This window comes from Devosia sp. Leaf64, assembly GCF_001421945.1.
Taxonomy (GTDB): Bacteria; Pseudomonadota; Alphaproteobacteria; order Rhizobiales; family Devosiaceae; genus Devosia.
Window position 1 is genome coordinate 100,154 of the sequence record NZ_LMLO01000007.1, and the last position, 19,469, is coordinate 119,622.

Below are 19,469 nucleotides of genomic sequence, written 5' to 3' on the forward strand. Positions count from 1 at the left end.
GATTTGACAGGGCCGGGCGAACCTCTCCGCAAGGAGCGGCTCGACCGGTTCCTGTTTTTCTCGCGCGCCGTCAAATCGCGCACCCTGGCTCAAAAAATCATCGAGACCGGCGCCATTCGCGTCAATTCCGAGCGAACCGATCGCAGCGATCACAAGATCGGCGCGGGCGATGTGCTGACCATGTCGCTGCATGGACGGATTGTGGTCTGGCGCGTGCTCGATCCCGGGACGCGACGCGGCCCGGCGACTGAAGCGCAGGGGCTTTACGAAGATATGTCCCCCGCTCAACCACCGCGGCAGGAGCGGAGCGCATTCGAGGCCGCGATTGCCGAGCGCCCGTCCGGAGCCGGACGGCCGACCAAGAAAGAGCGCCGCGAGACCGATGCACTACGCACCGAGGACGAGTGAACCATCCGCGCGCAAATGTCGTAAGGTGTGCGGTGCTTGCGGGTATGAGGTGGGCTTTTGCGGCCGGTTCGATGCTTGCAGGCCCGCCCAAAAAAGTTTAGCACCAAAGCCGTTGAGACTGTCGCCTGGCCCGCCCCGGCCGCGATGACCGCCAAGGACTGCCCTTTCTATGACCTATATCGTCACTGACAATTGCATCGCCTGCAAATACACCGATTGCGTGGAAGTCTGTCCGGTCGACTGTTTCTACGAGGGCGAGAACATGTTGGTCATTCATCCCGATGAATGCATCGATTGCGGCGTCTGCGAACCGGAATGTCCTGCCGAAGCCATCAAGCCCGATACCGAAAGCGGTCTCGACAACTGGCTTGAACTGAACCGGAAGTATTCGAGCGTCTGGCCCAACCTGACCGAGCGTCGCGATGAGCTGCCCGAGGCCAAGGAACGCGATGGCGAAGAAGGCAAGCTCGAAAAGTACTTTTCCGAGACGGCCGGCGAAGGCGATTGAGGCTAACTATCGGACGCGTCTCGATTCGACATTGAATCGTCGCACAAAATCAAAGTTCAGCGAACGCCAGTGCTGGCGATTCGTTCCTTTTGATTTTGCTGATTTTTTGTGCTATGGTCCCACCAAATGCAGTTAAGCCCTTCACCCAGAGCGTGCCTTAGGGCACGATTTTTTTGACACAACATCTCCTGTTGCATGGCGCTTCGGAACAAAGCGGAACCGAAGCCTGTGGGTGCTCGTACTGCTATAAGGCCCCTTTTGGGGGCAGTAGTGTGGATGGACAGTCTTTTCCGCGAGGAACTGGCCATTCTGGGGCGTCAACAAGGAGTTCCAGCTTATGGTAGCCAAGAAGTCTCAGCAGCGGCTCGGGTTCAAGACGGGTGAGTATGTCGTCTATCCGGCCCACGGTGTTGGCTTGATCGTCAACATCGAAGAGCAGGAGGTCGCTGGCCTCACGCTCGAACTGTTCGTCATCAGCTTCGAACAGGACAAGCTGACCCTTCGCGTTCCCGTTGCCAAAATCAAGTCCGTCGGTATGCGCAAGCTTGCCGAGGAAGACGAAGTCAACAACGCCCTGCACACCGTCACCGGCCGTGCTCGCGTCAAGCGCACCATGTGGTCGCGCCGCGCCCAGGAATACGAAGCAAAGATCAATTCGGGCGATCTGATCGCCATCTCGGAAGTCGTGCGCGATCTCTATCGCTCCGACGACCAGCCAGAGCAGAGCTATTCCGAACGCCAGCTCTTCGAGCAGGCCATGGATCGCATGAGCCGCGAAATCAGCTCGGTCAACAAGCTGACGCTGACCGAAGCCGTGCAGCTCATCGAAAAGCAGCTCGCCAAGAGCCCGAAGCGCACCAAGGCCGATGCGGCCGAGAGCGAAAGCGACGAAGAAGCCGCGTAAGCGCTTCTTTGAAACTGAAATTGAAAAGGCCGGCAGTGATGCCGGCCTTTTTGTTTCTGATGGATAGAGGCTGGGTGGGGCTTGCGACGTCACCCCCTCCCATCCTCCCCCATCAAGGGGGAGGTGTTGCATCGCGGCCGAGGTTGGATGGTGCCTCATCTACCGGCCTTGCACCTCCCCCTTTGATGGGGGAGGCTGGGAGGGGGGGGTGGCGAGCGTGAGAGCCTTAGAACTCGCTCCAGTCTTCCGAGATGGCGGCGTTGCCTTGCGACAGGTAGCGGCCGGCAGCGGCTTTCTGCGGTGCGGGCTTGGCACGCGGGGCTGGGGCACGAGGAGCCGCGGCACGGGCAGCAGGCGCCTCGTGGCCGAGCTTGAAGATGTCGACCATGCGGTCGAGCTCGGTCGCCTGGCCTTCGGTCTGTTCGATTGCCGCATTGGTTTCTTCGACGAGCGCCGCGTTGTGCTGGGTCATTTCGTCCATCTGGCGTACGGCGACGGCGACTTCGTCGATGGCCGAGGCCTGTTCGCGGCTGTCGCGGGCAATGCCTTCCATCAGGCCATTGCTGGTGCGGGCCATGTCGAGCATGAGATCGAGTTTTTTTGCCGCATCGACGACGAGTTGCGAACCGGCGGCGACTTCACGTGCGCTCTGCTCGACCAATTGCTTGACGTCGCGTGAAGCTTCGGCGGTCGACTGGGAGAGACGACGGACTTCGACGGCCACGACTGCAAAACCCTTGCCGGCTTCACCGGCACGGGCCGCTTCCACCGACGCATTGAGCGCGAGGAGATTGGTCTGGAAGGCGATGTCGTCGATCATGCCGATGATGTTGGATATGCTGGCCGAGGAGCCAGAAATGCGTTCCATCGCGGCCGTGGTTTCGGCCATGACGACGCCGCCTTCTTCTGCGGCCTGGGTGAGGGCGCCAGAAGCACGGCTCGCGTCATTGGCGTGCTCGGCATTTTGCTGCACGGTCGATGCCAATTGTTCCATGGCCGCCGAGGTTTCCTCGATGGTCGCAGCCTGACGGGTGGTGCGCTCGGCAAGGTCATTGGCGCCGGAGAGGATTTCGCCTGTTGCCGTCTTGAGCATGCGCGAGGTGTTGCGCAGGCGGCTGACGATTTCGGCGAGGCGATCGGCCACAGCATTGGTATTGGTCTTGAGGTTGGCGAAGGCGCCTTCATATTGGCCTTCGACACGCGGGGCGAGGTCGGCCTGCGCTAGCGCGGAAAGGACTTCGCCGCTCTCGGTCAGACCACGATCGACCGTATCGATCAGGTCATTGACGCTCTGAGCAATGGCATTGAAGCCCGCATCACCGAATTCCCCCGAGACACGGCGGGAGAAATCGCCGCGGCCTGCAGCGCCGACGGCGCCATGAACTTCATTGGCAAGGCGATCCATGACCTTGGCACGATCGGCAAGGCCACGGGCGCGTTCGGCTTCTTCAGCGCTGAGCGCGGCAATCTGACGGGCGTTTTCGCGGAAGATTTCGACAGCGCGGCCCATATTGCCGATTTCATCGCGACGGGTGGCTTCTTCGATTTCGATATCGAGCTGGCCCTCGGCCAAGAGACCCATTTTTTCCGTCAGGGCGCGAACTGGCGCGACGATGGCGCGGCGGCCGATCAAAATGGAAAGGACGAGGCCAAGGATGATACCGATCGCTGCGGTGCTGATCACGATGATCAAGGCGCGGTTGGAGCTGGACTCCGCTTCGGCGCGCATCGACGCCATCAGTTCACCAGAATAGGTGCTGTAGAGCTTGACCGTATCGGTCACGGTCTTTTGGGCGGTCAGGGCCTGTGCGAGAGCCGCGCGGATCTGAGTGTCATCGCCGGTGGCGGCAACGGTCAGCATCGTGCCAATCTTGTCGAAATAGGCCGCCATGACCGGCTTCACGTCGGCCAGGAGGCGCAATTCTTCGGCATCGGCAGCAGCTTCGATCACGGGGAAGCGAGCGAGCATTTCCTGGGTGCGGCGGGTGCGTTCGGCGGTGAAGTCCTCAACGCGCTGTGGCTCCATGGCGAGCTGATAGGTCATGCGCGATATGGCGATGATATCCATGCGCAGGTCCATAGCCTCACGCGCGGCCTCTTCCTTGGCGCCAACATTGAGCATCGTGTCCCGGAGGCTCGTGATCTCGCGCCAGCTCACCGTACCGAGGATCAGCGCGACGGCTGCCATGACGACGATGGTCAAAAGGAATTTCTGAAGAATAGGGAGGTGCTTTAGGGACATGGGCTTCCTGATCCGCATCCTGCGGTACGCTGACGACAAACTCCTGTCGGAGAGCCCTTCGGGCCTTTGTCCCATGTAAAGAAATAAGGCTAAAAATCGGTAAGTTTGCGCATAAACCTATGTTTTAGGCGTCAGAGACCGCGCGTCTTCCGGTAAACCATTCAAAAGACTGTCGAAGTCTACATCCGGCTCATGCTTTGAGGAAGGAGAACAACGCTTTCTTGTTCTTTGGGATCGGTGCGAGCGATCAGCGCTCGAGCAGTTTGGCCCGTCGAATTAAATGGCTGATGCGGCACGCCGGCGGGACTATAGACATAGTCACCTTCCCGGACCTTATCGAGAAATTCGAGGTTCGGCCCGTGGTAGAACGAGGTCGAGCCTTCGAGCTGGAAGATGGCAGTCTCGTGATGCTCATGGAAATGCGGCTTGGCCTTGCCGCCGGGCGGTAGAACCAGAAGATGCATGCAGATGCCGGTGGCGCCGGCACTTTCTGCCGAGACGCCCGAGAAATAGTCCATGCCCTGCTTGCCGTGAAAGCCTGCGCCGCCGCGGATCACCTTGCATTCTTTCATCGTGTTCTCCCACCACCTCAAGGCAGACGATAATCCCCACTTTCAAGCGCGGCAATGACGGCTTCGATGGTGGCTTCTGGGTCAAGCCCGTCGGTTGGCAAGACGTGCCTTTCATAGACACCGAGATCGGCGAATTGGCCATGAATGTCGGTGACGACGGCGGGGTCGGTCAGGCTGTCGCCGCCGCGGGCAAGGCAGCGGGCGACAACGTCTTCCACGGACGTGCGGAGAACAATGTAATGCACTGGGCGACCGGTGGCCTCGAACGCCGGGAGCCACCAGGGGCGGACGACGCCATCGAGGAGGACGAGATAATCGTGCTCGGCATAGCGGGCAGACACATCCGCGGCGATCTGGTTGACCATGCGGTTTTGCGCATCGGACTCGGGGAGCCAAGGCGGGATGTGGCCGTTTTTGATATTGCCCCAGAAATCGTCGGAATGGACATGCACCTTGGCGATGCCGGGCCGGTGGGCAAGGGTTTCGGCCGTCGTCGTCTTGCCCGAGCCGGGCGAGCCGGAAATGATCGCGATGTGGCCTTTGAGATGGTCCATGCTTAGTCTTTCTTGAGAAGATCGCCGAGGCTGACCTTGGCGCTGCCGGGGCGCAGCGGCTTTTGCTGGCTTTCATGCGGCACCCAGCCGGCGAGCCAGATCACTTCGAGCGTGGCGCGGACACGGCCATCGGGGTCGGATGAGCGCTCGTGATAGGACTCTGCGGCCTTGGCGAGCAGCGTGCGCGTGGCGAACTTTTTCGGCCGATCGACCAATGGGTTTGAGGCACCGAGGGTCTTGAGTTCGGCCATGAGGGCGATGGCGCTCGAATAGCGGACGCGGTGGGTTTCGACATCGGCGACCGGCAGGGCAAATCCGGCGCGCTGGAGGAGGGCGCCGCCATCGCGGACCTGGACCATGGGGGCGACGCGCGCCGAGGCGCCGCCCGAGGTGGCGACATCGGCGGCAAGAAAGGCTTCGCGCAGTTCGCTAAAACTTTCGCCGCCGATCATGGCGACGAGGAGCAACCCATCGGGGCGCAGTTTGGCGCGAAGGCGGGCGAGGTGGCCCGGCACGTCGTTGACGGCCTGGAGATGGAGGAGGGACACCACAAGGTCGAATTCGCCCGGGGGCAAGTCCGGAAAATCTTCGCCTCCAAAGGCTTCGATCGGCTGGAAGGTGACCATGCTGGAACCGGTCGCGACTTGCCTTGGCAGGAGACCGACATCTGGCGCGATCAGGAGGGCGTCGGTGAAATCGCGCATATGGGCGCCGAGGCGATCGACGAGATCGTCGAAGACCAGATCGCGGACAAAATTTTCGCGGGCTGGGCGACGACGAAGGTGGCTGCTGATTGCGGCGGCGTCGAAAATATTGGGTGGCTGGGACATGAAAATGTCCTCCAAAAGAACTGGCCAGATGCGAGCCAGGGGGCAATAGTGGGGTTATGGAGACGGGGCGGCGGGAAGTCAAAGGGGCTGATCTGATCGCGAGCCTTTGGGCGCAAGCCCGGGCGCTCGGCACGATCGTGCTTGATCAGCTCTATCCGCCCGCCTGCGCCGTTTGCGCGGCGCCCATGGCGGGTGGGCAGGGGATTTGTGGTGCCTGTTTTGCGCGGCTCGGCCCTATCACAGCACCGCTCTGTCCCGTGCTCGGTATCCCTTTCGATGTGTCGCTCGGTGACGATGCGTTGAGCGCCGAGGCATTGGCCGATCCGCCGCCCTTTTCGCGCGCGCGGGCGGCGGTGCGCTATGGCGAGGGGGCGCAGAGCCTTGTCACACGGCTCAAATTTGGAGATCGGACAGAATTGGCGCCGTTCTGCGCAAGATTGATGAGCGGGGCAGGGCACGAATTCTGGGCTGCACGGCCATTGCTGGTGCCGGTACCGCTCCATGCGAGTCGATTGCGCTTCCGGCGCTATAATCAATCGCTGCTGCTGGCGCAGGCGCTGGGGAGGCAATTGCGGCTCGATGTCGATCCGCATTTGCTCAAGCGGCATCGCAAGACGCGGTCGCAAATCGGGCTTTCGGGCGACGGGCGCGCGCGGAATGTGCAGGGGGCGTTCGTCGCGCATACTGACGCTTTGGTGAGGCTGCGTGGGCGGCGGGTGGTGTTAGTGGACGATGTCTATACGACAGGCGCGACGGTGAAGGCGGCGACGCGCGCGCTTTTGCGCGGGGGCGCGAGCGGGGTGGATATTCTGACCTTTGCGCGCGTTGTCAGGGGAGATGAAGACCCCATATAAAAGATCAACCCCGCGACGGAGCCCCATTCCATGGCCAAAATAGAAATCTACACGACCCCTACTTGCCCTTATTGCCACGCGGCCAAATCGCTGCTGAACGAAAAGGGTGCCGATTATACCGAGATCACCGTGCTCGATCCTGATCTGCGCGCCGCGATGACCCAGCGCGCCAATGGCCGCCGCACCGTGCCCCAGATTTTCATCGGCGAGACCCATGTCGGCGGCTATGATGATATGGCGGCGCTCGACCGAGCCGGTGGGCTCGATCCGCTGCTCGCGCAGTAAACTTTTCCAGGGTTCAGCGTCATGAAAATCGCCGCCATCCAGATGCGTTCGGGCCTTGATCCGAACGCCAATCTTGCAGCGCTCGAACCCATGCTGCGCAAGGCCGCGGCCGAGGGCGTCGATTATGTGCTGACCCCAGAGGTCACCATGATCTTTCCGGAAAACCGGGAGCAGTTGAGCTCGGTAGCGGCGCCGTTCGAAAACCATCCGCAGCTTAAGCGCGTTGGCGAATTGGCGCGTGAACTCGGCATCCATATCCATATCGGTTCGCTGCCCGTGCCGCTCGAGGATGGGCGCTTTGCCAATCGCTCGGTGCTGTTTGCGCCGGATGGCAGCCAGCAGGCGGTCTATGACAAAATCCACCTGTTCGATGCTGATATTGCCGGGCTCAATGCCTATCGCGAAAGCGCGACCTATAAAGGAGGCGAGGAAGCCGTCGTGACGCCAGTGGGCGATTTCACGCTCGGCTTTTCCATCTGCTACGACATGCGCTTCCCAAAACTTTACAATGCGCTCGCCAATGGCGGGGCAACCCTGATTGCGGTGCCGGCGGCGTTTACCGTGCCGACGGGACAGGCGCATTGGCATGTGCTGTTGCGAGCGCGGGCTATCGAGACCGGGTCCTATGTGATCGCGGCGGCGCAGGGCGGGGTGCACCAGAATGGCCGCGCCACCTATGGGCATTCGCTGGTGATCGACCCTTGGGGGAAAATCGTCGCCGAGCTCGATCACGACGAGCCCGGTGTGCTGGTGGTCGAGATCGATCCGGCCGCGGTGGTCGAGGCGCGGCAGCGCATTCCGGCGCTGGCCAATGCAAAAGAGTTTGCGCGACCGGGTTTGCAGAGCTGAACCGGCTGCCTATATCCTGAAAGAACCGGCGCTGACACTTGCGCCCTAGAAGACGACAACAGCCGTGATCCAATACGCCCTTCAGTGTTCGAGCGGACATCGTTTCGATGCCTGGTTCAAGAGTGCTTCTGCCTATGACGAGCAAAAGGCGCGCGGGATCGTGACCTGCGCCGTTTGTGGCGGTGGCGAAGTCGACAAGGCCCCGATGGCGCCAGCGGTGGCGCGCACGGACCATGAGCGGGTGCCGCTAACTTCGTCCTCGCCGGAAGCGATAAAATTTCGCGAATTGCTGCGGGAGTATCGGAAGAAGGTCGTCGATGAGGCCGATTACGTCGGCGATCGCTTTGCCGAAGAGGCGCGCAAAATCCATTTCGAAGAGGTCGAAGCCCGCGGCATTTATGGCCAGGCATCGCAGGATGAAATTGCCGCCCTCATCGAGGATGGCGTCGATTTCCTGCCGCTGCCCGATGTGCCCGAGGAGCATAATTGAGCCTCTTCACGCGCGCTGGGTTCGACGCGGAGCTTGGGCAACTGCCGGGCGTCAGCTTTGTCGATCAGTGGGAGGCACGGGTCGCCAAGGTGGGCGGCAAGGTCTTTTGCCTCCTTTCGGACGCTCCCTCGCATCGGCTGGTATTCAAGAGCGGCGAGGCCAGTTTCGATATTTTGACCGCGCTCGATGGTGTCGATCAGGCGCCCTATTTCGCCAAGCGGCAATGGGTTTCGATCACCCAGGATGCGCCGCTCGGCGCGGATGATTTAAGTGCCTATATCGCCCGTTCCCACGCTTTGGTGGCGAGCGGGTTGACCAAGAAATTGCGCGCCGAGCTCGATATTCCCACTGGCTGATCCGGTTTTCGGGGATCGAACCCGGCGCGACGATAGTTCCTTTCGCATCCACATATGGAGTGACTGATATGACCACACTCGACGCTTCCCTGTCGGGCAGCTTTGCCATCGGCGGTGACCTGAAGGTCAATCGCCTCGGCTTTGGCGCCATGCGCATTACCGGCAAAGGCATCTGGGGTCCGCCCGAAGATCGCGACGAGGCCATTCGCGTGCTGAAGCGCCTGCCGGAAGTCGGTGTCGATTTCATCGATACGGCTGAAAGCTATGGCCCCTATATCAGCGAAGAGCTGATCGGAGAGGCGCTGGCGCCCTATTCCAAGGGCACGATCGTTGCCACCAAGAGCGGCCTGACCCGCACCGGCCCCAATGAATGGCCGCAGCTCGGCCGTCCGGAATTTCTGCGTCAGGGCGCGCTGCTGAGCCTTCGTCGTCTCAAGGTCGAGCGCATCGATCTCTGGCAGTTGCACCGCATCGATCCCAAGACGCCGCGCGAAGAGCAGTTCGGCGTGATCGCCGACATGCAGAAAGAAGGCATTATCCGCCATGCGGGCCTTTCCGAAGTCAGCGTCGGCGATATCGAAGAAGCGCAAAAATACTTCAAGGTGACGACGGTGCAGAACCTCTACAACTTTGCCAATCGGCAGAGCGAAGAGGTGCTGAACTATTGCGAAAAGAACGGGATCGGGTTCATTCCCTGGTTCCCGCTGGCGGGCGGCGAACTCGTGGAAGGCCATGAAAAGGCCCGCGAAATTCTCAAGAAGCACAATGCATCGGGCAGCCAGATCGCGCTCGCCTGGCTCTTGAAGCGCTCGCCGGTCATGCTGCCCATTCCGGGCACCGGCAAGGTCAAGCACCTCGAAGACAATGTCGCCGCCGCTGCGCTAAAACTCAGCGACGAAGACTTTGCAACGCTGGATGCGATCGCCGGCAAGTAAGCACCACGACACGCAAGATCAGGGCCGGGGGCAAGCGTCTCCGGCCTTTCTTTTTGAAAGGCGGAACGAGGCGTCAGCGTTTTTGGGAGGTTAGGTCGGCCCGATAGGGAGGGTGGAATCCCCGCTATCGAGCCTGACCAGATTAGCTGTCTTGGCAGACCGCTAAAGTGGCTGGGCGGGGCTATAGCAGCGCTTCTGCCGATTGTCACGCGATAGTCGTATTGAGGTGTGGAGAGACGACCCGCACCTAACCTCCCCCTAGGAGGGGGAGGAATGGATCGCGTTTGTGTCGGCCGCAGTGGCCAATCAGTGCCAGAGCTTGTCGATGGCCTTGGTGTCGCGGACGGCGCCCTTGGAGGCCGAGGTGACGAGAGCGGCATAGGCTTTGAGGGCGGTAGTCACCTTGCGCTTGCGCGGGTGAGCCGGACGCCAGCCAAGCTTGTCCTGTTCGGTGCGGCGGGCAATCATTTCGGCGTCGGAGACCAAGACGTTGACGGTGCGGTTGGGGATGTCGATTTCGATGATGTCGCCTTCGCGCACCAGGCCGATGGCGCCGCCTTCGGCTGCTTCTGGTGAAGCGTGGCCAATGGAGAGGCCCGAAGTGCCGCCGGAGAAGCGGCCGTCCGTGAGGAGCGCACAGGCTTTGCCGAGCCCCTTCGATTTCAGGTAGCTGGTGGGATAGAGCATTTCCTGCATACCGGGGCCGCCCTTAGGGCCTTCATAGCGGATGACGAGAACGTCGCCGGGCTTGATCTCGTTGGAGAGGATTGCCTTCACCGTGGCGTCCTGGCTTTCGAAGACGCGGGCTGGGCCGGTGAATTTCAGGATAGAATCATCCACGCCAGCTGTTTTCACGATGCAGCCGTCGATTGCGATATTGCCCTTGAGGACGGCGAGGCCGCCATCCTTGGAGAAGGGATTTTCCGGCGAACGGATGACGCCATTGGTGCGGTCGGTGTCGAGATCAGTCCAGCGGTTGGACTGAGAGAAGGCTTCCGTGGTGCGCACGCCGCCTGGGGCGGCCATGTAGAAATTGCGCACGGCTTCGGAGTTGGTGCGGGAAATATCCCACTTGTCGATGGCGTCGCCCATCGTCGCGGCATGCACCGTCGGCTCTTTGCGATTGATCAGGCCGCCGCGATCGAGCTGGCCGAGGATTGCAAAAATGCCGCCAGCGCGGTGGACGTCTTCCATATGCACGTCGTTCTTGGCCGGCGCGACTTTCGAGAGCACCGGGACGCGGCGCGAGAGAGCGTCGATATCGTCCATGGTGAAATCGACGCCGCCCTCATGGGCTGCAGCGAGGATGTGCAGCACGGTATTGGTCGAGCCGCCCATGGCGATATCGAGCGCCATAGCGTTTTCAAAAGCCTGCTTCGTCGCAATCGAGCGCGGCAGCACGGTTTCGTCGTCCTGCTCATAGTAGCGGCGGGCGAGATCGACGATCAGGTGGCCGGCTTCCTGGAAGAGGCGCTTGCGATCAGAGTGCGTCGCGAGGGTCGAGCCATTGCCGGGGAGCGAGAGGCCGAGGGCTTCGGTGAGGCAGTTCATCGAATTGGCGGTGAACATGCCCGAGCAGGAGCCGCAGGTGGGGCAGGCGGCTTCTTCGACGGCCTGCACTTCTTCGTCGGTATAATGATCGTCGGCGGCCATCACCATGGCGTCGACGAGATCGAGCGCCTGGAGCTTCCCCTTGACGATCGCCTTGCCGGCTTCCATCGGGCCGCCGGAGACGAAGACCACGGGGATGTTGAGACGCATGGCGGCGTTCAGCATGCCGGGCGTGATCTTGTCGCAATTGGAAATGCAGACCATGGCGTCGGCAGTATGGGCGTTGACCATGTATTCGACGGAGTCAGCGATGATATCGCGGCTCGGCAGCGAATAGAGCATGCCGTCGTGGCCCATGGCGATGCCATCGTCGACGGCAATGGTGTTGAATTCCTTTGCCACGCCACCGGCCGCTTCGATTTCACGGGCCACAAGCTGGCCGAGATCCTTCAAGTGCACGTGGCCGGGCACGAACTGGGTGAAGGAATTGACCACCGCGATAATGGGCTTGCCGAAATCGCCTTCCTTCATGCCGGTGGCGCGCCACAGGCCACGTGCGCCGGCCATGTTGCGGCCATGAGTGGTGGTGCGTGAGCGATAGACGGGCATGGCGGTTCCTCGAAGTGTTGCGCCGGTGGGGCCGAGATTGGTTGCCCTGTTTAGACCCATTCCAGGGCAGCTTCAAGGAATTACCGTACCGTGCGGTACGGTTTGTGATCGACGCTGCCGGGATGGCGAGAGGCGAGCCCAAAGAAAAGTGAATGAACGTCGGCTTTAGGCCAGGCGTTCAGCCCTTATCAAGACGGAGGATTTTTCCATGGACGCCATTCCAAATACGATTGCAGAAGGCATGAAGGTTTTCGATAGCGCGATGCATTCGATCGGCAAGGTCGACACGTTCCGCATTACCGATGAAGCGCCGGATCAGCCGGAGATCGATGCGGCCGGTGTAAGCCCGGTGCTCGAAGACGAGCGCGATACGATGTCGGCGCTTTTGGCCGATGTGTTCAGCCCCGGGGACGACCTGCCCCGTGAATTGCAGGAAAAGGCGTTGCGCGAAGGTTTTGTCCTGCTCGACGCCGATGGCTTCCTCGCCTCTGACCGCTACATTTTCCCCGAGCATATCGATCGGGTGGAGGGGGATCGGCTGATCCTCAATGTCCGCAAGGATGATCTGCTAAAGGCCTGAACCAAGGAGCCCGCGTCAAGCGGGCTCATTTTCAGGCGGGGCGGTGGGCGAGGACCATGTAATTGATCCCGGTATCCGCCGAGAGCCGCCATTCGTCGGCGATGGGGTGGAAGACGACGCCCTTGTCTTCGATGACTTTCAGGCCATTGCGGGTGATGAGGCTGTGGATCTCATCGGGCGTGAGAAACTTCCGCCAGTCATGCGTGCCTTTGGGCAGCCAGCGCAGCACATATTCGGCGCCGACCACGGCAAGCGCATAGGCGCGGGCGGTGCGGTTGAGGGTGGCGGTGAACATCAGGCCGCCCGGCGCGACGAGATCGGCGCAGCTTTTCATATAGAGCGGGACATTATCGACATGTTCGACGACTTCCATATTAAGGACGACGTCGAATCTTTCGCCTGCCGTTACGAGCGCTTCCGAGGTCGTGACGCGATAGTCGATGTCGAGCCCGGATTTCTCGGCATGGATTTTGGCAATCGTGATGTTGCGCTCGGCCGCATCGACGCCGGTAACCGTGGCGCCAAGGCGGGTCAGCGGTTCGCAGAGAAGGCCACCGCCGCAGCCGATGTCGACGATTTTCAAGCCTTCAAGCGGGCGCATGACGGTCGTGTCGCGGCCAAAATGGCTGATGAGATTGTCGCGGATATAAGCAAGACGCACCGGGTTGAATTTGTGGAGCGGCTTGAACTTGCCCTTGGGGTCCCACCACTCTTCGGCCATGGCCGTAAATTTGGCGATTTCGGCGTCGTTGATCGTGGTCTCGGACATGGGGAACTCCTTTGTCCTCATATGGCCCAGCTTGTGTCCTCCGTTCAAGGCGCGCGGTGCCGCAGGCGCGATCGCGGGCGACGCTGGCGATCACGGGGTGACGCAGGGGTTGCGATGCCAGTTGATCCCATCGCCGGTTTGTGGCATTCCCCCGCGCTAATGAAAGCGTACCGCCGGGTTCGGCGAGAAACGCTTTGGATTGTCGCTTTAGCCGGGGAAGCCAGTGGCCCGTATCGTCGTCAAGTTCGGTGGCACTTCGATGGCCAATATCGAACGCATCCGCCATTCCGCTCTCCATGTGAAGCGCGAGATCGAAGCCGGCAATGAAGTTGCCGTCGTCGTCTCCGCCATGTCCGGCAAGACCAATGAACTGGTCGGCTGGGTCAATGACGCCAGCAAATTCCACGACGCGCGCGAATATGATGCTGTCGTGGCTTCGGGCGAGCAGGTGACGGCCGGCCTGATGGCCATCGTGCTCAGCGAAATGGGCATCCAGTCGCGGTCTTTCGCTGGCTGGCAGGTACCGATCCATACCGACGACGCGCATGGCGCGGCGCGGATCACCGGGATCGATCCGACCGAACTCGACAAGCGCATGAGCGATGGCTGGGTGCCTGTCATCACCGGCTTCCAGGGCATTTCGCCCCATGGCCGGGTGACGACGCTTGGCCGCGGTGGTTCTGACACTTCGGCCGTTGCGGTCGCCGCAGCAGTCGGCGCGGATCGCTGCGATATCTATACCGATGTGGACGGCGTTTACACGACCGACCCGCGCATCGTCCCCAAGGCCCAGCGCATGACCAAGATTTCCTTTGAGGAAATGCTTGAGATGGCCTCGCTCGGCGCCAAGGTCTTGATGATCCGCTCGGTCGAAATGGCCATGGCGCACAAGGTTCGCCTTCTGGTGCGCTCCAGTTTTGATGACCCCAATGCGCCCCAGATTGCGCCCGATGGGTCGCCCGGTGTTCCCGGCACGCTCGTTTGCGATGAGGATGAGATCATGGAAAAGCAGATCGTTTCGGGCGTGACGCTCGCCAAGGCCGAGGCCAAGATCACCCTGCGCGATGTCAAGGACAAGCCCGGCGTCGCCGCTGCCATCTTCGGCCAGCTCGCCGACGAAGGCATCATCGTCGACATGATCGTCCAGAACATTGCCGATGATGGCGCGACGACCGATATCACCTTCACCGTGCCCGACAGCGAATATGACAAGGCCGTCCGCGCGCTCGAAGAAAATGGCGGAAAGTTCGAATATGCGCGCCTTTCCGGCTCGAAGGGCGGGGCGAAAGTCTCGGTGGTGGGTGTCGGTATGCGCAGCCATGCCGGGGTCGCCTCGACCATGTTCAAGGCGCTGGCCGACAAGGGCATCAACATCCAGCTAATCACGACTTCGGAAATCAAGACCTCGGTATTGATCGACGAGGAATATGCAGAGCTTGCGGTCCGGGCGCTCCACACCTATTACGGATTGGACAAGAAGGACGCCTGATCTCGTTTCGAGGGGGAATGGGGCCGCGTCCGATCAAGGGGGGCGGCTCGGCGGGGCTGCCGAAGACGGGATGGTCACGACCATAGGCGGCCCAAGGGTGCTGCTGCGGCAATTGCGCGAAACCATGGCGGAACCGCTGGCTTCACAGGCGCGCCTCGACAAGATCGTGGGCCTGATCGCCGAAAACATGCGGGCCGATGTCTGCTCGTTTTATGTGCTGCGCGACGATGGCGCGCTCGAACTGTTTGCCACCAAAGGGCTTGAGGCCGAATCGGTTCACATGACGACGCTGCGCCTCGGCGAGGGTCTCGTGGGTCTCATCGCGTCCGAGGCGGAGCCGCTCAGCCTTGACGATGCGCCGAGCCATCCCGGCTTTGCCTATCGGCCGGAAACGGGCGAGGACAAATATAATTCATTCCTTGGCGTGCCTGTGCTCAGAGCGGGGCAAACCCTGGGGGTTTTGGTCGTTCAAAATGCCGAGCGCCGGCATTATGGCGAAGACGAAACCGAGGCCATGCTGACTACGGCCACAATCCTTGCGGAAATGGTGGCGACTTCCGACTTCGACAATCTGATCAAGCCGGGCTCCGATATCGATCTCAGGCGTCCTCGCATGTTCAACGGCGTGAGCTTTACCGATGGAATTGCGCTCGGCACGGTAGTCTTGCACGACCCGCGCGTTGTCGTGGTCAATTTCATCGCTGAAGATACCGATGCCGAAAAGCTGCGGCTCGATATGGCGCTCGCCAGCATGCGCGTCTCGATCGATGCCATGCTCGACCATGGCGACATGCAGCCGAGCTCCGATCACCGCGAAATTCTCGAAACCTATCGCATGTTCGCCAATGATCGGGGCTGGGTAACCCGGCTGACCGAGGCGATCGAGAACGGGCTTTCGGCGGAAGCTGCGGTCGAGCGCGTGCAGAACGATACGCGCGCCCGCATGCTCAGACAGACCGACCCCTATATCCGCGACCGGCTCCATGATCTCGATGATCTCGCCAATCGGCTACTGCGCGTTCTGACCAATACCAACCAGCAGGGACAGCGCGAGCTACCCGACAATGCCATTCTCGTGGCCCGCAATATGGGGCCGGCGGAATTGCTCGAATATGACCGCAAGAAGCTGCGCGGGCTGGTGCTCGAAGAGGGCGGCTCGACTGCGCATGTCGCCATCGTTGCGCGTTCGCTCGGGCTCGTTGCCGTGGGGCAGGCGGATTCGATCGTTTCGATGTGCGAGACGGGCGACGATATCATCATCGATGGTCCGACCGGTCAGGTGCATCTGCGCCCCACGCCCGATGTCGAGCAGACCTATATCGACAAGGTCCGGATTTCGGCCAAGCGCCGGGCGCATTATGCCGCGCTCAAGGACAAGCCGAGCGTGACGAAAGACGGCGTCGATATTACGCTCTTGCACAATTCGGGGCTCGTCGCCGATCTACCCATGCTCGACGATACCGGTGCTTCGGGCGTCGGCCTCTTCCGCACCGAATTGCAGTTCATGATCGCGAGCAAGCTGCCGCGTTTGCAGGAGCAGGTCGATCTCTACGCCGAGGCGATGGAAATCGCCGGGGATCGGCCGATCGTCTTCCGCCTTCTCGATATCGGGGGGGACAAGGTCGTGCCTTATCTGCGCTCGATGGCCGAGGAAAACCCGGCCATGGGCTATCGCTCGATCCGCCTCGGGCTCGATCGGCCGGGTCTGTTGCGCACGCAGGTCCGGGCGCTGCTGCTCGCCGCGCGCGGACGGCCGCTGAAAATCCTCGTGCCCATGGTCACCGAGACATTTGAATTCCGGCAGACCAAGCTCGTCATATTCAAGGAAATGGAGCGCCTCCGCCGTGCGGGCGAACCTATACCCTCGCGCCTCGAACTCGGGGCCATGGTGGAAGTGCCATCCTTGCTCTTCGAGCTCGACCAGATCATGCCTGAGGCCGATTTCGTCTCGATCGGCTCGAACGATCTCGTGCAGTTTTTGACGGCTGCCGATCGCGCCAATCCCCGCGTTTCCAAGAATTACGACCCGATCGGTCTGCCGCGTTTGCGGGCGATCCGGCTCGTTGTCGATGCGGCGCGGCGGCACAATAAGCCGGTGACGATGTGCGGCGAATTGGCCGGGCGGCCGATGGAGGCCTTGGCGCTGATGGCGATCGGCATGACGCGGCTCTCGATGGGGCCGGCATCGATCGGGCCGATCAAGGAGATGGTGCTCAATCTCGATCTCAAGCCGATCCAGGACTCCGTGGCTGCGGCCTTATCCGTCGGCGCAGATGGTGTCGCGATCCGCGAACTGCTGACCGAATGGGTTGAAAAACAGAACCTCCCTATGGGCTGAGGCCAATTTCGGCTCTTTCATCAATCCTAGTTTCCCTTGCGATTGCTGGCGCTCGCGACTATCCAAGGCCGCTATTGTGCCCGGAAAGATTATTGCATGCCCGCTTTGCCCGAGGATAAGCTCGACGCGCTTGCCACCCGTTTCCAATATATCGAGGCGGCCCTTTCGGGCGGCGCGAGCCCGGATGAACTGGCCAAGCTCAGCAAAGAGCATTCCGACCTTTCCCCGATCGTCGGCGAGATCAACGCCTATAAAAAGGCGCTGATGGACCGCGCCGAGGCCGCATCCCTCGCCAAGGGTGCGGACAGGGAAATGGCCGAAATGGCCGAAGCGGAACTCGAAGAACTCGATGAAAAGATTGAGCAATTAACCCAATCGATCTTCATCATGCTGCTGCCCAAGGACGAGGCCGACGAAAAGTCGATCATCCTTGAAATCCGCGGTGGTACGGGGGGCGACGAGGCCGCTTTGTTCGCGGGCGATCTCTTCCGCATGTATGAGCGCTATGCCTTGCTACGCGGCTGGAAGGTCACGCTGATGGAAGAAAGCCCCGGGGAAATGGGGGGCTATAAGGAAGTCATCGCCAATGTTTCGGGCAAGGGCGTTTATGCGCGGATGAAGTACGAGTCTGGCGTCCATCGCGTGCAGCGCGTGCCGGCGACGGAAGGTTCGGGGCGCATTCATACCTCGGCCGCGACCGTGGCCGTGCTGCCCGAGGTCGAAGACATTGATATTGAAATCAGAAATGAAGACATCCGCATCGATACGATGCGCGCTTCGGGGGCCGGCGGACAGCACGTCAACACGACCGACTCGGCGGTGCGCATCACGCATTTGCCGACGGGGATAGTTGTGACCTCGGCAATGAAGAGCCAGCATCAGAACCGGGCGCAGGCCATGGTGGTGCTGCGCTCGCGGCTTTATGAAATGCAGCGCGAAGAACGCGACAGCGCGCGCTCGGCCGAGCGCAAGGGGCAGGTGGGATCAGGCGATCGCTCGGAGCGGATCCGGACCTATAATTTCCCGCAGGGGCGCGTGACGGATCACCGGATAAACCTAACTTTGTATAAGCTCGACAAGGTGATAGCGGGCGAAGCGCTCGATGAATTGATCGAGGCGCTGATCACTGAAAACCAGGCGGCGCAGCTGGCGGCGATGGAGAATTCTAACTGAGCGAGACCGTCACCATCGGCGCGCTTTGGCGGCGGTGGCGGGACGAACTGACGGAAAAAGGCTTTGCGACGCCGACGCTCGACGCCAAGCTTTTGGTGGGGCATGTGCTCGGGCTCGATGCACTGCAATTGGCCATCAACGAGGGCGAAACTGTTAGCAACACGTTAACATTGAGCCTCGCCGACGTGCTCAAACGGCGTTTCTCGGGTGAATCGGTGGCGCGGATCATCAGCCATAGAGAATTCTATGGGCTCGACTTCGGGCTCAATGGCGCAACGCTGGAGCCGCGGCCAGATACGGAATTGCTGGTCGATCTGGCGCTCGAGGCATTGCCCGAGGGCGGGCGCCTGCTCGACATGGGGACCGGGACCGGGTGCATTCCGATCTCGCTTTTGGTCAATCGGCCCGATGCCGTCGGGGTCGCAACCGATCTCAATATGAAGGCGCTGGAGCAGGCCGGGGATAATGCGCGGCGGCATGGGGTCGAGGGGCGACTGACCTTGCGGCAGGGGGATTGGTTTGGGGCGCTTATGTCTCCCGACCCAAGGCCCCCTCACCCGGCGCTGCGCGCCGACCTCTCCCCCAGAGGGAGAGGTGAAGAGCGGTTCGACCTGATCCTCTCCAATCCGCCCTATATCGAAAGTGCTGTTGTCGAGACGCTGGCGGCGGAGGTTAGGGAATTCGATCCGCGGCTGGCGCTCGATGGTGGGCCGGATGGGATTGCGCCTTATCGGGTGATTGCCGCGGAGGCGGGGAACTGGTTGCGGCCGGATGGGCGGGTGCTGGTAGAGATTGGCTACGACCAGGGCGAAACGGTCAGTGCGCTGTTTTTGGCGGCGGGATTTCAAGATGTCGCGGTCCATAGGGATCTGGCAGGGCTTGATCGTGTGGTTTCGGCGCACCACATAAATAATTGAAAAGCGTTAGAGGCCGGCGGAAAAGAATTTATGCTGGTCAAAACCAGCGAATGCGGCTAGTTTATCCGGGCTGTCACTGGCGCATCATGGGCGCCGCGGCCATCACACCCGATCTCAATAGTTTGCGGCTTTTGCCGCGCTTGTCCGAAATGCTCGGCGCAAGTGGATGATCTGGGCGGAATTTTCCGGGAAGCGCCGCCCGAGAGCATACGGTCTTCATGAAGCCAGTATAACCCCATCCTCAGCGATGATCGCG

Annotated in this window: 20 protein-coding genes; 14 read left to right on the top strand and 6 right to left on the bottom strand. The window is 61.1% G+C overall.

The annotated features are described in order from the left end of the window. The first annotated feature begins 3 nt into the window (after nucleotides 1–3). The 3 genes from ASE94_RS05380 to ASE94_RS05390 all read left to right on the top strand — a co-directional run bounded on the left by ASE94_RS05380 (nucleotide 4) and on the right by ASE94_RS05390 (nucleotide 1,820). Nucleotides 4–408 (top strand): RNA-binding S4 domain-containing protein, encoded by a 405-nt coding sequence (locus tag ASE94_RS05380; protein WP_062629520.1) that lies wholly within the window; start codon nucleotides 4–6, stop codon nucleotides 406–408. Nucleotides 409–577: 169 nt separating this feature from the next. Then, nucleotides 578–916, top strand: a complete 339-nt coding sequence (fdxA, locus tag ASE94_RS05385; RefSeq protein ID WP_061908156.1) for a ferredoxin FdxA — start codon at nucleotides 578–580, stop codon at nucleotides 914–916. A gap of 337 nt (nucleotides 917–1,253) precedes the next feature. After that, nucleotides 1,254–1,820: a CarD family transcriptional regulator gene (locus ASE94_RS05390; protein WP_061908155.1), complete on the top strand. Its 567-nt coding sequence runs from the start codon at nucleotides 1,254–1,256 to the stop codon at nucleotides 1,818–1,820. 226 nt (nucleotides 1,821–2,046) lie between these two features. Here ASE94_RS05390 and ASE94_RS05395 read toward each other — a convergent pair whose 3' ends face one another. From ASE94_RS05395 to ASE94_RS05410, 4 genes are all read right to left on the bottom strand, one after another. Then, entirely contained in the window at nucleotides 2,047–4,062 is a 2,016-nt protein-coding gene (locus ASE94_RS05395) for a methyl-accepting chemotaxis protein (protein ID WP_244483978.1), read from the bottom strand. Nucleotides 4,063–4,241: 179 nt separating this feature from the next. Continuing rightward, nucleotides 4,242–4,634 carry a cupin domain-containing protein gene (locus ASE94_RS05400; protein ID WP_062629522.1) on the bottom strand — a complete coding sequence of 131 codons (393 nt, stop codon included), beginning with the start codon at nucleotides 4,632–4,634 and terminating at the stop codon, nucleotides 4,242–4,244. A 17-nt stretch (nucleotides 4,635–4,651) separates the two neighbouring features. Continuing rightward, nucleotides 4,652–5,188: an AAA family ATPase gene (locus ASE94_RS05405; RefSeq protein ID WP_062629523.1), complete on the bottom strand. Its 537-nt coding sequence runs from the start codon at nucleotides 5,186–5,188 to the stop codon at nucleotides 4,652–4,654. A 2-nt stretch (nucleotides 5,189–5,190) separates the two neighbouring features. Further along, the gene (locus tag ASE94_RS05410) at nucleotides 5,191–6,018 is read right to left on the bottom strand and encodes a hypothetical protein (protein ID WP_062629524.1); all 828 of its coding nucleotides are present in this window, start codon (nucleotides 6,016–6,018) and stop codon (nucleotides 5,191–5,193) included. A gap of 56 nt (nucleotides 6,019–6,074) precedes the next feature. Here ASE94_RS05410 and ASE94_RS05415 point away from each other — a divergent pair, with 56 nt between their 5' ends. From ASE94_RS05415 to ASE94_RS05440, 6 genes are all read left to right on the top strand, one after another. Beyond that, nucleotides 6,075–6,872 (top strand): ComF family protein, encoded by a 798-nt coding sequence (locus ASE94_RS05415; RefSeq protein ID WP_082460939.1) that lies wholly within the window; start codon nucleotides 6,075–6,077, stop codon nucleotides 6,870–6,872. A gap of 30 nt (nucleotides 6,873–6,902) precedes the next feature. Further along, entirely contained in the window at nucleotides 6,903–7,157 is a 255-nt protein-coding gene (gene grxC, locus ASE94_RS05420; protein ID WP_061908150.1) for a glutaredoxin 3, read from the top strand. 21 nt (nucleotides 7,158–7,178) lie between these two features. Continuing rightward, nucleotides 7,179–8,006: a carbon-nitrogen hydrolase family protein gene (locus ASE94_RS05425; protein WP_062629525.1), complete on the top strand. Its 828-nt coding sequence runs from the start codon at nucleotides 7,179–7,181 to the stop codon at nucleotides 8,004–8,006. A 64-nt stretch (nucleotides 8,007–8,070) separates the two neighbouring features. Then, complete coding sequence (locus tag ASE94_RS05430) at nucleotides 8,071–8,496, top strand: DUF1178 family protein (RefSeq protein WP_062629526.1); 426 nt, start codon at nucleotides 8,071–8,073, stop codon at nucleotides 8,494–8,496. Further along, nucleotides 8,493–8,852, top strand: a complete 360-nt coding sequence (locus ASE94_RS05435; protein ID WP_062629527.1) for an MmcQ/YjbR family DNA-binding protein — start codon at nucleotides 8,493–8,495, stop codon at nucleotides 8,850–8,852. Before ASE94_RS05430 ends, ASE94_RS05435 begins: the two co-directional genes overlap by 4 nt. Before the next feature lie 68 nt (nucleotides 8,853–8,920). Beyond that, the gene (locus ASE94_RS05440; RefSeq protein ID WP_062629528.1) at nucleotides 8,921–9,787 is read left to right on the top strand and encodes an aldo/keto reductase; all 867 of its coding nucleotides are present in this window, start codon (nucleotides 8,921–8,923) and stop codon (nucleotides 9,785–9,787) included. A gap of 306 nt (nucleotides 9,788–10,093) precedes the next feature. Here ASE94_RS05440 and ilvD read toward each other — a convergent pair whose 3' ends face one another. Continuing rightward, entirely contained in the window at nucleotides 10,094–11,947 is a 1,854-nt protein-coding gene (ilvD, locus tag ASE94_RS05445; protein WP_062629529.1) for a dihydroxy-acid dehydratase, read from the bottom strand. Nucleotides 11,948–12,155: 208 nt separating this feature from the next. Here ilvD and ASE94_RS05450 point away from each other — a divergent pair, with 208 nt between their 5' ends. Next, on the top strand, nucleotides 12,156–12,527 hold the full coding sequence (locus tag ASE94_RS05450) for a hypothetical protein (protein WP_062629530.1): 372 nt from the start codon (nucleotides 12,156–12,158) through the stop codon (nucleotides 12,525–12,527). A gap of 31 nt (nucleotides 12,528–12,558) precedes the next feature. On the opposite strand, the gene ubiG is transcribed toward ASE94_RS05450, so the two are convergent. Next, nucleotides 12,559–13,296 carry a bifunctional 2-polyprenyl-6-hydroxyphenol methylase/3-demethylubiquinol 3-O-methyltransferase UbiG gene (gene ubiG, locus ASE94_RS05455; protein ID WP_062629531.1) on the bottom strand — a complete coding sequence of 246 codons (738 nt, stop codon included), beginning with the start codon at nucleotides 13,294–13,296 and terminating at the stop codon, nucleotides 12,559–12,561. A gap of 223 nt (nucleotides 13,297–13,519) precedes the next feature. Here ubiG and ASE94_RS05460 point away from each other — a divergent pair, with 223 nt between their 5' ends. From ASE94_RS05460 to prmC, 4 genes are all read left to right on the top strand, one after another. Then, the gene (locus ASE94_RS05460; RefSeq protein WP_062629532.1) at nucleotides 13,520–14,785 is read left to right on the top strand and encodes an aspartate kinase; all 1,266 of its coding nucleotides are present in this window, start codon (nucleotides 13,520–13,522) and stop codon (nucleotides 14,783–14,785) included. A 70-nt stretch (nucleotides 14,786–14,855) separates the two neighbouring features. Next, the gene (gene ptsP / locus ASE94_RS05465; protein WP_062629533.1) at nucleotides 14,856–17,123 is read left to right on the top strand and encodes a phosphoenolpyruvate--protein phosphotransferase; all 2,268 of its coding nucleotides are present in this window, start codon (nucleotides 14,856–14,858) and stop codon (nucleotides 17,121–17,123) included. 96 nt (nucleotides 17,124–17,219) lie between these two features. After that, nucleotides 17,220–18,296, top strand: a complete 1,077-nt coding sequence (gene prfA / locus ASE94_RS05470; RefSeq protein WP_062629562.1) for a peptide chain release factor 1 — start codon at nucleotides 17,220–17,222, stop codon at nucleotides 18,294–18,296. 14 nt (nucleotides 18,297–18,310) lie between these two features. After that, a complete protein-coding gene (gene prmC / locus ASE94_RS05475) occupies nucleotides 18,311–19,213 on the top strand; it encodes a peptide chain release factor N(5)-glutamine methyltransferase (protein ID WP_280137164.1) in 903 nt (300 codons plus the stop codon). The last annotated feature ends 256 nt before the right edge of the window (nucleotides 19,214–19,469 follow it).

What these genes read in the sequence shown, in the direction of transcription:
- fdxA (WP_061908156.1), top strand. Translation starts at nt 578, where the DNA reads ATGACCTATATCGTCACTGACAATTGCATCGCCTGCAAATACACCGAT.
- ASE94_RS05390 (WP_061908155.1), top strand. Translation starts at nt 1,254, where the DNA reads ATGGTAGCCAAGAAGTCTCAGCAGCGGCTCGGGTTCAAGACGGGTGAG.
- ASE94_RS05395 (WP_244483978.1), bottom strand. Translation starts at nt 4,062, where the DNA reads ATGTCCCTAAAGCACCTCCCTATTCTTCAGAAATTCCTTTTGACCATC.
- ASE94_RS05400 (WP_062629522.1), bottom strand. Translation starts at nt 4,634, where the DNA reads ATGAAAGAATGCAAGGTGATCCGCGGCGGCGCAGGCTTTCACGGCAAG.
- ASE94_RS05405 (WP_062629523.1), bottom strand. Translation starts at nt 5,188, where the DNA reads ATGGACCATCTCAAAGGCCACATCGCGATCATTTCCGGCTCGCCCGGC.
- ASE94_RS05410 (WP_062629524.1), bottom strand. Translation starts at nt 6,018, where the DNA reads ATGTCCCAGCCACCCAATATTTTCGACGCCGCCGCAATCAGCAGCCAC.
- ASE94_RS05415 (WP_082460939.1), top strand. Translation starts at nt 6,075, where the DNA reads ATGGAGACGGGGCGGCGGGAAGTCAAAGGGGCTGATCTGATCGCGAGC.
- grxC (WP_061908150.1), top strand. Translation starts at nt 6,903, where the DNA reads ATGGCCAAAATAGAAATCTACACGACCCCTACTTGCCCTTATTGCCAC.
- ASE94_RS05425 (WP_062629525.1), top strand. Translation starts at nt 7,179, where the DNA reads ATGAAAATCGCCGCCATCCAGATGCGTTCGGGCCTTGATCCGAACGCC.
- ASE94_RS05440 (WP_062629528.1), top strand. Translation starts at nt 8,921, where the DNA reads ATGACCACACTCGACGCTTCCCTGTCGGGCAGCTTTGCCATCGGCGGT.
- ilvD (WP_062629529.1), bottom strand. Translation starts at nt 11,947, where the DNA reads ATGCCCGTCTATCGCTCACGCACCACCACTCATGGCCGCAACATGGCC.
- ASE94_RS05450 (WP_062629530.1), top strand. Translation starts at nt 12,156, where the DNA reads ATGGACGCCATTCCAAATACGATTGCAGAAGGCATGAAGGTTTTCGAT.
- ubiG (WP_062629531.1), bottom strand. Translation starts at nt 13,296, where the DNA reads ATGTCCGAGACCACGATCAACGACGCCGAAATCGCCAAATTTACGGCC.
- ptsP (WP_062629533.1), top strand. Translation starts at nt 14,856, where the DNA reads ATGGTCACGACCATAGGCGGCCCAAGGGTGCTGCTGCGGCAATTGCGC.
- prfA (WP_062629562.1), top strand. Translation starts at nt 17,220, where the DNA reads ATGCCCGCTTTGCCCGAGGATAAGCTCGACGCGCTTGCCACCCGTTTC.